Origin of the sequence: Salinimonas iocasae, from assembly GCF_006228385.1 — a bacterium.
GTDB lineage: Bacteria > Pseudomonadota > Gammaproteobacteria > Enterobacterales > Alteromonadaceae > Alteromonas > Alteromonas iocasae.
Window position 1 is genome coordinate 1,811,992 of record NZ_CP039852.1, and the last position, 11,595, is coordinate 1,823,586.

At 47.5% G+C, this 11,595-nt stretch carries 13 protein-coding genes and 2 tRNA genes; 10 read left to right on the forward strand and 5 right to left on the reverse strand.

The window, feature by feature from the left end; genetic code table 11:
• Positions 1–7 precede the first annotated feature (7 nt).
• The 4 genes from lolA to serS are packed head-to-tail and all read left to right on the forward strand — an operon-like array spanning position 8 to position 3,644.
• Positions 8–643 carry an outer membrane lipoprotein chaperone LolA gene (lolA, locus tag FBQ74_RS07895; protein WP_168190638.1) on the forward strand — a complete coding sequence of 212 codons (636 nt, stop codon included), beginning with the start codon at positions 8–10 and terminating at the stop codon, positions 641–643.
• The gene (locus tag FBQ74_RS07900) at positions 643–1,953 is read left to right on the forward strand and encodes a replication-associated recombination protein A (protein ID WP_139756157.1); all 1,311 of its coding nucleotides are present in this window, start codon (positions 643–645) and stop codon (positions 1,951–1,953) included. Before lolA ends, FBQ74_RS07900 begins: the two co-directional genes overlap by 1 nt.
• Before the next feature lies 1 nt (position 1,954).
• Complete coding sequence (crcB, locus tag FBQ74_RS07905) at positions 1,955–2,338, forward strand: fluoride efflux transporter CrcB (protein WP_139756158.1); 384 nt, start codon at positions 1,955–1,957, stop codon at positions 2,336–2,338.
• A 10-nt stretch (positions 2,339–2,348) separates the two neighbouring features.
• On the forward strand, positions 2,349–3,644 hold the full coding sequence (gene serS, locus FBQ74_RS07910) for a serine--tRNA ligase (RefSeq protein ID WP_139756159.1): 1,296 nt from the start codon (positions 2,349–2,351) through the stop codon (positions 3,642–3,644).
• A gap of 120 nt (positions 3,645–3,764) precedes the next feature.
• Here serS and FBQ74_RS07915 read toward each other — a convergent pair whose 3' ends face one another.
• Genes FBQ74_RS07915 through FBQ74_RS07935 form a run of 5 tightly spaced genes read right to left on the reverse strand, consistent with a single transcriptional unit; the run spans position 3,765 to position 5,819 of the window.
• Positions 3,765–4,109 (reverse strand): TusE/DsrC/DsvC family sulfur relay protein, encoded by a 345-nt coding sequence (locus tag FBQ74_RS07915; protein WP_139756160.1) that lies wholly within the window; start codon positions 4,107–4,109, stop codon positions 3,765–3,767.
• A gap of 3 nt (positions 4,110–4,112) precedes the next feature.
• Complete coding sequence (locus FBQ74_RS07920) at positions 4,113–4,319, reverse strand: DsrH/TusB family sulfur metabolism protein (RefSeq protein WP_168190639.1); 207 nt, start codon at positions 4,317–4,319, stop codon at positions 4,113–4,115.
• Between the two features lie 47 nt (positions 4,320–4,366).
• The gene (locus tag FBQ74_RS07925; protein WP_139756162.1) at positions 4,367–4,738 is read right to left on the reverse strand and encodes a DsrE family protein; all 372 of its coding nucleotides are present in this window, start codon (positions 4,736–4,738) and stop codon (positions 4,367–4,369) included.
• Entirely contained in the window at positions 4,714–5,103 is a 390-nt protein-coding gene (tusD, locus tag FBQ74_RS07930) for a sulfurtransferase complex subunit TusD (protein WP_139756163.1), read from the reverse strand. The genes FBQ74_RS07925 and tusD overlap by 25 nt, the downstream gene beginning before the upstream one ends.
• 50 nt (positions 5,104–5,153) lie before the next feature.
• Complete coding sequence (locus FBQ74_RS07935; protein ID WP_139756164.1) at positions 5,154–5,819, reverse strand: Bax inhibitor-1/YccA family protein; 666 nt, start codon at positions 5,817–5,819, stop codon at positions 5,154–5,156.
• Between the two features lie 249 nt (positions 5,820–6,068).
• Between FBQ74_RS07935 and FBQ74_RS07940 the strand changes: the two genes are divergently transcribed.
• The 6 genes from FBQ74_RS07940 (at position 6,069) to uvrY (ending at position 11,595) form a co-directional block, all read left to right on the forward strand.
• Positions 6,069–6,160 (forward strand) — tRNA-Ser (locus FBQ74_RS07940).
• Between the two features lie 100 nt (positions 6,161–6,260).
• A tRNA-Ser gene (locus tag FBQ74_RS07945) sits at positions 6,261–6,352 on the forward strand.
• A 251-nt stretch (positions 6,353–6,603) separates the two neighbouring features.
• The gene (gene ovoA, locus FBQ74_RS07950) at positions 6,604–8,700 is read left to right on the forward strand and encodes a 5-histidylcysteine sulfoxide synthase (RefSeq protein WP_139756165.1); all 2,097 of its coding nucleotides are present in this window, start codon (positions 6,604–6,606) and stop codon (positions 8,698–8,700) included.
• A complete protein-coding gene (locus tag FBQ74_RS07955; RefSeq protein ID WP_139756166.1) occupies positions 8,697–9,821 on the forward strand; it encodes an aminotransferase class I/II-fold pyridoxal phosphate-dependent enzyme in 1,125 nt (374 codons plus the stop codon). Before ovoA ends, FBQ74_RS07955 begins: the two co-directional genes overlap by 4 nt.
• Positions 9,822–9,922: 101 nt before the next feature.
• On the forward strand, positions 9,923–10,621 hold the full coding sequence (locus FBQ74_RS07960) for a pirin family protein (RefSeq protein ID WP_139756167.1): 699 nt from the start codon (positions 9,923–9,925) through the stop codon (positions 10,619–10,621).
• A 329-nt stretch (positions 10,622–10,950) separates the two neighbouring features.
• Entirely contained in the window at positions 10,951–11,595 is a 645-nt protein-coding gene (uvrY, locus tag FBQ74_RS07965; RefSeq protein WP_139756168.1) for a UvrY/SirA/GacA family response regulator transcription factor, read from the forward strand.

Consider the following 11,595-nt stretch of genomic DNA (forward strand, 5'->3'; position numbering starts at 1 on the left):
TTTGAGTATGACTTTACGTACAAAACATATCCTGGCCGGCATGACCCTTTCTTTGCTGAGCTTTTCATTCAGTGCGCCGGCAGAAACGCAAAATTCTGCTAAGACTGAGCTTCAGCACACGCTAGCCAACATGCAGCAATTTAAGGCTGATTTTAGCCAGACCGTTAAAGATATGGACGGTGAAGTTGTTCATGAAGCCAGCGGTAAGCTAACCATGGCACGTCCTGACAAGCTGCGCTGGGAGACGATGCAACCAGACGAAACGTTGCTGATTGCAGATGGCCGCGCGGTATGGAATGTGGACCCGTTTGTAGAGCAGGTCACTATCATCGATCAATCCAGGGCGATACAGGATAATCCTATGGTGTTGCTGACAACGGAAAGTGATGAACAATGGGAAAAGTTTGATATCGCCCGCGAATCAGATGGCTCTTACAGGGTTACGCCGGTCAACGGCACCGGACAAATTCAGGCTTTGCAACTGTTTTTCGAAAATGAACGCTTGTCTCGGTTGATCATGCAGGATGCCCAGGCGCAGCAAAGTGAACTGAAATTTGAGAATATTCAGACAGATTTTTCTCCGGCGCTGAATCAGTTTGAAGTGACCCTTCCAGATACATATACAATTGACGATCAGCGTTAATGCTATTTGAAGATACTGAACCCTTTGCGCCACTCGCCGCGCGGATGCGGCCTCGCACGCTCGATGAATACACCGGACAGGCGCACCTTGTTGGTGAAGGTAAGCCATTGCGAAAGATGCTTGAGGCCGGCCATTGTCATTCGATGATATTGTGGGGACCTCCAGGCACTGGCAAGACCACGCTGGCTGAACTCATCGCAACCTATACGAATGCAAATGTTATCCGCCTATCGGCAGTTAATGCCGGTGTGAAAGATGTGCGCGCGGCGATGGAAAAGGCCGAGGCAGACGCTCGTTATCAGCAGCGGACCTTGTTGTTTGTGGATGAAGTCCATCGATTTAACAAAAGCCAGCAAGATGCTTTTTTGCCTTATGTAGAATCCGGCACAGTTACCTTCGTCGGTGCTACCACCGAAAACCCTTCCTTTGAACTAAATAAAGCTCTGTTATCCCGGGCCAGGGTCTATGTACTCAAGGCGCTGGAAGAGTCTGCGCTTAGCGGGTTGCTTGATCGGGCACTGCAGGAAAACGAGAAAGGTCTCGGCCAGCGTGAACTGACGCTGGAAGATGATGCGCGTCGCGCTTTAATAGGTTTAAGCGGGGGCGACGCCCGGCGTCTGCTCACCTATCTTGAGCTGGCCGCTGACTTTACCAGCGCAACGCAAATTAGCCTATCGGATATTGAGCAGGCTGTCGGTGAAAAGGTGGCCAGTTATGATAAGCAGGGTGATGCTTTTTATGACCTGATTTCCGCATTTCATAAGTCAGTAAGAGGGTCTGACCCGGACGCCGCATTATACTGGTACGCCAGAATTCTCAATGGCGGCGGAGATGCTCTGTATGTGGCAAGACGTCTGCTCGCGATTGCATCAGAAGATATCGGCAACGCGGATACCCGGGCTATGCAGCTTTGTGTCAGCGCCTGGGATACATTTCATCGGGTTGGTCCGGCCGAAGGTGAGCGAGCGATTGCACAAGCCGCTGTTTACTGTGCGCTGGCCCCTAAAAGCAATGCTGTTTATACGGCATTTAAATCAGCTATGCGACTTGCTAAAGAGGCACCAGATTACCCGGTGCCCAATCATCTGCGAAATGCGCCTACCAAATTGATGAAAGAGCTTGGGCATGGCGAAGGCTATCGCTACGCGCATGATGAACCGAATGCATTTGCAGCCGGCGAAGTCTATCTGCCAGACGCGTTGAATGGCACACGCTTCTACCATCCCAATGAAAGAGGCATGGAGAAAACGCTTAAGGCAAAGCGTGACTATCTGGACAACCTCAATCAACAGAGTAACAGGAAGCGGTAGGATGGCGCAGGGCTGGCTTGTTTATCTGTATATAGCAACCGGAGGAGCAATAGGGGCTTGTCTGCGTTACTTTCTGACCAATCAGTTTGATTCCTGGTTTGGAAAACCCATCCCCTTTGGTACACTTGCGGTAAATATCGTCGGATCGTTTTGTCTGGCGTTGCTTTACGCGGTGATTGAACATCACGATTTAGCGGAGAACCCATACCGCGCGCTGATTGGCGTAGGTTTACTGGGTGCACTTACCACATTTTCAACATTTTCAATTGAAACACTGGCCTTGCTGGAAAATGGCTTGTGGATGAAAGCACTTATCAATGTCTTTTTGAACGTGTCACTTTGTCTGCTGGCCGGCTGGTTTGCCATAACAATGACGAAAGGATAAATAGAAGCACATGTTAGATCCAAAGTGTTTGCGAAGCGACATAGAAACCACTGCCGAAAAGCTGCAGCGTCGTGGCTTTACTCTTGATGTGGAAGCGTTTAATGCACTTGAAGAACAACGTAAGTCGTTGCAAATAAAGATGCAGGATTTGCAAAACGAACGAAATGTGCGAAGTAAATCAATTGGTAAGGCAAAAGCGCAGGGCGAGGATATTGCCCCTTTACTTGCTGAAGTAGGCGAGCTGGGTGATGCGCTGGACAAGACTAAAGCGGAATTTGCTGATGTGCAGGAGCAGGTCACTGCGCTTACCCAGGGTATTCCCAACCTTCCGGACGATTCAGTACCGGTGGGTGAAAGCGAAGATGACAATGTGGAAGTTTCCCGGTGGGGCACACCCCGCACCTTTGACTTTGAAGTTAAAGATCATGTTGATGTAGCAGAGAATCTGGCCAAAGGTGCAGATTTTGAGTTGGCATCTAAATTAACAGGTAGCCGCTTTGTCGTCATGCGTGGGAAGATTGCCCGGCTGCATCGCGCACTTGCTCAGTTTATGCTGGATATTCATACCGCTGAACATGGCTATGAAGAAACCTACGTACCTTACCTGGTAAACCATGACAGCCTTTACGGGACTGGTCAGTTGCCCAAGTTCGGCGAAGATCTTTTCCATACCCAGCCAGCGACTGAAGAAGGCCAGGGGTTATCTTTGATCCCTACCGCAGAAGTCCCTCTGACCAATATCGGGCGGGATGAAATATTTGAGGCAAAGCATTTGCCGCTGAAGATGACTGCACACACCCCTTGTTTCAGAAGCGAGGCAGGCTCCTATGGCCGTGACACCCGTGGATTGATTCGCCAGCACCAGTTTGAAAAGGTGGAGCTGGTACAGCTAGTGAAGCCTGAGGAAAGTTTCGACGCACTTGAAGCGTTGACTGGGCATGCTGAGATTATTTTGCAGCGGCTTGAACTACCTTATCGTAAGATGTTGCTGTGTACCGGCGACATGGGTTTTGGCGCGTGTAAAACCTATGATCTCGAGGTATGGCTACCAGCTCAGGATACTTATCGTGAGATTTCATCGTGCTCTAATATGCTGGATTTCCAGGCACGTCGGATGCAGGCACGTTTCAGAAACCCAGACACTAATAAACCTGAGCTTCTACACACTCTGAACGGCTCGGGCCTTGCGGTTGGTCGTACGCTTGTGGCAGTACTTGAAAACTACCAGCAGGCTGATGGCAGTGTTACCGTCCCAGAGGCTCTTGTGCCTTATATGGGTGGTGTAACGCAGATCACTGCTGACTAAGCAATAGCTTACCGTACACGAAAAAGCCCGACGCGTTGTGCATCGGGCTTTTTAGTTTTAAATGTTTATCTTAACAGCGGCCGGCCTGAGTATATTCAAGCCAGAAGTATAAATTGCGCGTTACAGGCACTTTGCAGGCTTGGGCAGACCCGCAAGTTTTGTTGCTTGCTTCGCAGGCCCTCTGGGAAACAAACGCTGTAGATACCGGCTATTTCCCTTTTCCGGGCCATAAGTTTGCTTCATCGCATTCACCAATGCGCGTATAGCAGGACTGGTATCGTATTCTAAATAAAAATTGCGCACGAACCTGACCACCTCCCAGTGTGCCTCAGACAAACTAATACCTTCCTCCCGGGCAAGGTAAGGCACCATCGATTCATCCCAATCCTTGGTATTAAGCAGGTAGCCGTTTTTATCTACAGGGATCTGCTGTCCCTGCCATTCAAATGAAAAGTTGTCGGTCATAATTTACCAGGAAACCCATGTTTTGTGGTTATCAGACAGATTCACCAATGAGGCTGCATTCAGCGTTCTGTACTTTGAGGTATCGACGCCCCGGGTTTGCGCGTCAGGCTGATAAACCATGACATCGACACCCATATCATTCAGGCGCTCACACAAATAAACACCATCGCCCATCAGTACTACCGAAGCATTTTGCATACTGCGAAGCATGCAGAGCCTGTCATCGCTTAAAGTTGTATTACTAATTGAAATCAGCATCAGAAAGTGACCGCGTGTTCAGCTTCAACAATGACAGCAGCGATGTCTGATGCACAAAGCGGTTTATACTGGGTAGTGTCTGCGTTTATGCCACGTTGCTGAAGCGACATTTCGCACACATACAACTGTTCAATATCAAACAATGGGAGTGCTTTCAGTCGCTTAGAGACTGTTTTAACGCCATCTGGTGTATGTTGGTCAGACCGCCACATCTGTACCGCGTCATCAGAAAACAAAGCGATCACTTCGTGGCCATAATTGGTTGCTGACATAGCAAAGTCGAGCCCTTCGCCTGCGGCACCTGAACCGTAAGGTGATGAAGTAAAATGTACCAGGATTGTCGCCATCAGAACTGCACCAATTTTTCGCATTTGTGTAACTGAGTGAAAAACTCACCCAGACCAGCCTGTACAAACGGCGCGTGTATATTCGCCATTTCAACGCCTGTTTCCCGGGCCTCTGAGTCACCGACTAACCCTCGCTTAACTGCAGCCGTTATGCACACCAGTAACGCGCACTCAGAACTAGCCTGAATACGTTTCCACTGGTGATGCCATTGATATTCATCGGTAGGCAGTTGCACCAGCGCATTAGCATGGTGGGTGCCTTCGCCATAAAAAAAGATATTGTTAAGTGTATGCCCCTGAGCTGTTAGCTCGCTGGCAAAAGACTGCGCAGCAAGTGTTTTGGATAAATCGAAAGGGGAATGGGTAATAAGTAGCGAATAAGCTGCCATATAAATAAAAACACCCCGGCGAAGCGGGGTGTCTTCCTTAACTGTTACTATTAATCGTCACCACCAAAGGCACCGAGTAAGTGTAGCAATGAAGTGAACAGGTTATATATGTTCAGATACAAAGCTACTGTCGCGCGAATGTAGTTGGTTTCGCCACCGTGGATGATTCTGCTTGTATCAAACAAAATCAGACCAGACATGATAAACACAATCGCAGCGTTCAAAGCCAGGCTTACAGCAGGAACAGCAAAGAAGATATTTGCTATACCGGCGATAATGACAACAACCAGGCCAACCATTAAAAAGCCACCCATAAACGAGAAGTCTTTCTTAGTGGTCAGTGCATATCCTGACAGAGCAAAGAATACTAAAGCTGTTGCACCAAGAGCCTGCATAATCAGGCCCGGACCACCAAACTGGAGGTAGTATTGCAACGTGTATCCTAAAGAAGCACCCATCAGTCCGGTAAAGGCAAATACCCAGTAAATACCAGACGCTGACTCAGCTTTCTTCTGAACCACGAAAAGTGTAATAAACGCACCAATCATCATGCCCAGCGATGCCATTGGGCCAACGCCCACTGCCATAGCCACCCCGGCACAGACCGCACTGAATGCCAGTGTCATAGCCAGTAGCATGTAGGTATTACGAAGTACCTTGTTTGTTTCCAGCACCGACGGCTGAGATGTATTAGCATACATCGAACGGTTGTCCATCTTTTCCTCCAACAGGATTAACTATCAACTAAATCAGTCAATTGATTCTTTGAGTCCTTTTTATGGGTTTTGGTTCCCGAATTCAAGTGTTTGTCACAGATAATTATACGAAAAAGGGCGCCAGCCGGATGTAAATTAAAAAATTGTTTACTCAGTCAACACATTGCCTAAATCACCAGCAGTTAACCCTTTTTTTTTAATTAACGCTTTACAGCCCTAAAAATTTCATTAAGATACGCATCACTTCTCGGAGAGATGGCAGAGTCCGGTTGAATGCACCTGACTTGAAATCAGGCGAAGGGTCAAACCTTCCGGGGGTTCGAATCCCTCTCTCTCCGCCACATTTTGTATGTGGTAGTCGTTAGCTTAGTATAGCAATACTACGACATACACGATACATCAGGATGTATCACTCACTGACAGTGAGACACAATCAGTTTTGGAGAGTTGGCAGAGTCCGGTTGAATGCACCTGACTTGAAATCAGGCGAAGGGTCAAACCTTCCGGGGGTTCGAATCCCTCACTCTCCGCCACTTTACTAAAGCCCACCATTTGGTGGGCTTTTTTGTTTTCGCTTCCCCAAGCCTTGCTAGTCTGCCCATCATGAACGATTCTTCATACTAATTGCGTCACCGTCTATTAAACTGATTCGTAAGACAAAACGTAGTCTAATCAATCACACCTATAAATAATTCTGACCCCATCACACCAGCATATGACACCGTGTTTTACGACGCGCGCTGCGATTGTGGTGATTAGAGGATGATTGTCGAGAGGAAGTTACATGAGACTGTTGCACACCCCACACCTGCGCGCGGGCTCTGTCGAGGAAAAGCGTGAAGAGATACTGGCTTACTTTGAAAATACCAGTGATACCTACGAAAGCCTGTTTAGCAATCTGAAAAGCGATGCTGCTTTTTACGAGCGCCCGGAGCCACTTCGTCACCCCCTTATTTTTTATTATGGTCACACAGCTACCTTCTTTATTAATAAGCTGGTGCTGGCGAAGCAGATAAACGATCGGGTGAACCCTGATTTTGAATCACTGTTTGCTGTTGGCGTCGATGAGATGAGCTGGGATGATCTTAATGATGAGAACTATGACTGGCCAACTGTCGATGAAGTCAGGGCTTACCGGCAAACGGTCGGACAACTTGTCAGTGATTTGATTAAAACGCAGTCTTTCACTATGCCCATCGAATGGGATAGCCCGATGTGGCCAATCATTATGGGTATTGAACATGAACGTATTCATCTGGAAACATCATCAGTTCTGATTCGACAGCTAGGCATTGAGCATATATGTCCTCAGCCACAATGGCGTGCTTCGCAGCGACACAATGAGCCAGTCGAAAACACATTATTACCTGTTGAGGGGGGCTTGGTAAAAAACAATAAGGATACTCAGGCAGACTATTATGGCTGGGATAATGAATATGGTGAACAACAGGAAGAGGTGACTGCATTTAAAGCGTCCCAATACCTGGTCAGCAATGCCGAATTTCTCAAATTTGTAGAAGAGGGCGGCTACACCAGCGATAAGTACTGGGAGTCAGAGGGGCTGGCATGGCGTAACTACCGGCAAGCCGCTCACCCCGTTTTCTGGAACAAATCCGAAGACGGTTACCACTACCGGTCAATGACTGAAGAAATGCCGCTCCCGCTGTCCTGGCCGGTAGATGTTAACTATCATGAAGCGAAAGCGTATTGTCACTGGTTATCAGAAAAGCAGGGCAAACCCATAAGACTACCCACCGAGAATGAGTGGCAGCGATTACGAGATACAGCCGGACTTGATGAAGTACTTTTCGATGAAGGTATGAATATCAACCTGAATAAGTGTCCATCAAGCGAACCGGTAGATATTAACCGACACGGAGAGTTTTACGATGTTGCCGGTAATGTGTGGCAGTGGACCGAGACACCTATTTATCCGTTTGCAGGCTTTCAGGTGCACCCCCTGTATGACGATTTCACCACACCGACATTTGATAATAAGCATAACCTGATTAAGGGTGGTTCGTGGGCATCAACCGGTAACGAGGCCACCCGCGACAGTCGGTATGCATTTCGCCGTCATTTCTTCCAGCATGCAGGCTTTCGTTATGTAGAGTCTCCTGAAACCATTACGGTAAATGATTTTGATTATGAAAGCGATACGCAGGTCTCGCAATACAGTGAATTTCATTATGGCGATAGCTATTTCGGTGTAGCGAATTTTGCTAAAACCTCTGCAGAACGTTGTTTGACTTTCGCAACCGGCAAGGCAACCGGTAAGGCGTTGGATCTTGGTTGTGCGGTCGGCCGCAGTGCCTTTGAGCTGGCCCGGGTTTTTGACCATGTCGATGCCATTGATTTTTCAGCCCGTTTTATCAAGACAGCATTTACCATGCAGGAACGTGGTGAAATACGCTACCACCTGATTGACGAAGGGGAACTGACAACGTTTAAGTCGCGTAAACTTGCAGACATGGGACTGGACAAATATACACAAAAAGTACATTTTGCCCAGGGTGATGCATGTAACCTGAAGCCTCAGTACGCCGGATACGATTTAATATTCATGGGGAATCTGCTCGACAGAGTTTATTCGCCACGTAAGCTTTTAAAGGATATTCAGGGCAGGCTGAATACTGGCGGTATACTCGTTATTGCATCACCATTCACGTGGCTGACTGAATATACAGAACGTGAAGAATGGTTGGGTGGATACAAGGAAAGCACCGGTGAGTCGCTTAGCTCTACGGACGCATTAGATAGGGTGCTGGATAAATGTAAGCGTGTTGGCGGCCCGGAAGAAGTAGAGTTTGTAATTCGGGAAACGAAGCGAAAGTATCAGCACAGTATTTCGGAATTCAATATCTTTGAAAAACTGCCATGAGCGTTTTCATTGAGCGGCAGGGTACCGGCTCGCTCAAGTACGATGGGGTCGAATGCAAGTTTGGTGTGACCTATCCGGACATGGTTTCGATGTGGATTGCTGACATGGATGTTGCGCTACCGCCGGCAATACAAAACACGGTAAACCACTATATCAGTTCGTCCGCGGTAGGTTACCAGTCAGTACCTGTAGCACCAGCGGTGGTGCGTTGGCTGGCAAAGGGCGGCACATATATCGAGCCTGAGTGGGTAGTACCCTGCAATGGTGTGCTTAGCACAATCTTTTTAAGTGTTACGTTATATAGCGAGCCCGATAGCAAGGTTGCTGTAATAGCCCCTACATACAGCCCATTATATGATGCAGTGCGTGATAGCGGGCGCAATCTTCAGGTAGTTTCAACATTGCAGAATGAGGATGGCGAATGGTCGCTGGATATTACAGCCATCGATCCTCAGAGTAGTATGCTCCTCATGTGCAATCCGCAAAATCCCACCGGCCATGTATGGCGGCCGGACCAGCTTGCTGAAATAGCAGACTACTGTCGGCAGCACAGTATTATGATCATTTGTGATGAAATTCATGCTGATTTCATGTTTGAGCAGCCATTCACCTCTTTTGTTAATGCCAGCATAGATAGCACCGAAAACATTATTGTTTTACGCTCAGCGTCAAAATCTTTTAATCTGGCAGGTATTGATAATGCGGCTTATGCGGTGTGTGCAAATAATCATGTCAGGGATGTCTTAAACAACGCCTTGGATCGTCGTCACCTGGTGCCATCGCCACTTGCATGTCGTGTATTGAACACCGCTTACAGTCGTTGTGATGACTGGTTTTTTGCAGTACTGAGCGCCATCAGCGCAAACCGTATGCTGTTAGTCAATGCGCGGGGTAAACTCCCTGACACACTGCGCTTACACGTCCCCCGTGGGACCTACTTTGCGCTTCTTGATGCCCGAACGCACAGCGAAAACCCTGCTGATACATTGTTGCATGATTATCATCTGGCACTTGGCAGCGGCGATCCTGAGTTTGCGCCCGGATTCTTCAGGCTGAATTTGTCAACGTCTACCGAAAATATTGAAGCATTGATAGCTCGATTGACTATTTGTTCTGAATAATAGAATGAATTGTGCAATATATCGCAATTTTTATTCTACTAAATAGCCTCTACACTTTTCCTATCACATAAAGTTATGCAAATATTAAGTAAGGGGACAGTATGGAATACGTCAGACGATCAGAATCACGAGGTAATGTTGAAATAGACTGGCTGAAAAGTCGCCATAGCTTTTCATTCGGACACTACTACGATCCGGCGCATACCGGGTTCTCGGTACTCAGAGTTATAAATGATGACATTGTTAAACCCGGTTATGGATTCGATACACACGGCCACCGTGATATGGAAATCATCACCTATATCATTGAGGGTGAGCTTGAGCACAAAGACAGCCAGGGCAATCAGGCCATTATTCCAGTAGGTGATATACAACGTATGAGCGCCGGTAAGGGCATCCTGCACTCTGAATTTAATCCATCTGATACAGTGCCAACACACTTACTACAAATATGGATCATGCCGAAAGAGCAGGGTATACGCCCTTCGTATGCACAAAAGACTATTGCGCAGACAGACAAGTTGTCACCGATAGTGACACCTGAAGGAAGCGACACGGCAATTTCCATTAACCAGGACGTCACCCTTTATAAAATGGTGTTGGAAGCCGGCGACGAAATTACCATTCCGGTAGAAGGGCGAAGCGGTTATTTGCACCTTATCAAAGGGCAACTATCAGCCAATGAACATGTGTTCTCTGACGGTGACGGTTATGGTGTCTATCAGGCCGATGAGGTAACGTTCAGGGCCACTGACAGAATTGAGGCATTGTGGTTTGACCTGCCGCCAATTGGGCAATAATGCTATCAGCAGTTTATTTAGTCCTGTGATGATAATTTATCAGTGCTTTTTATCTTCCGCGCTTTCACGCGTTTACTGTAAACCTCATTTACCATAAAGCGCCGGGGCAACTGCCCCGGATGTCGCTATTTTCTTTCATCCCTGTAGTACTATTGACTATACTGGATGCCCACGCCAGTTCAATGGTAGATACATGCTCTATATCTTATGTAGTTAATTAAAGAAACTACCTGAGGACTTCACAGCAATACGAACCGTGGTATGATGCTTTCGCTGTGAAGCAATCCGTTTCACATCAAAGAGTAGATAGACTGTCGGTGAGTAAGAACTTGATTAAAATAATTCTGGTAGATGATCATGAGCTAGTCAGAACAGGCATCAGGCGTATCCTAGATGATGTTAAGGACTTCTCTGTGGTGTCAGAGGCTAGCAGTGGCGAAGACGCGGTAGCGCTTTGTCGTCGCAATGCGCCAGATGTTGTCCTCATGGACGTCAATATGCCAGGCATGGGTGGTCTTGAGGCTACGCGTAAAATTATACGCATGGCTGAAAATACCCGCGTTATTTGCTTGTCTATGCATAAAGAGCATCCCATCCCAGCCCAGGTTATGCAAATTGGGGCATTTGGTTTTCTGACCAAAGATGCTGAGCACGAAGAAATGATTCGCGCTATCTATAAAGTGGCTTCCGGCCAGAAATATCTCGCGCCAGACATTGCGCAAACCATTGCGATCAGTAAACTATCCGCAGATTCAAATAATCCGTTTGATGCGTTATCAACCAGAGAGCTGAATATTGCTATGCGCCTGACACGCGGACAGCGTGTACCGGATATAGCAGAAGAGCTTTGCATCAACGCTAAAACGGTAAATACATACCGGTATCGTATGTTTGAAAAGCTGGGTGTGGCCACTGACGTAGAGCTGACTCATCTGGCCTACCGGCACAAACTTATCGATCCTAACGCGCTTTAA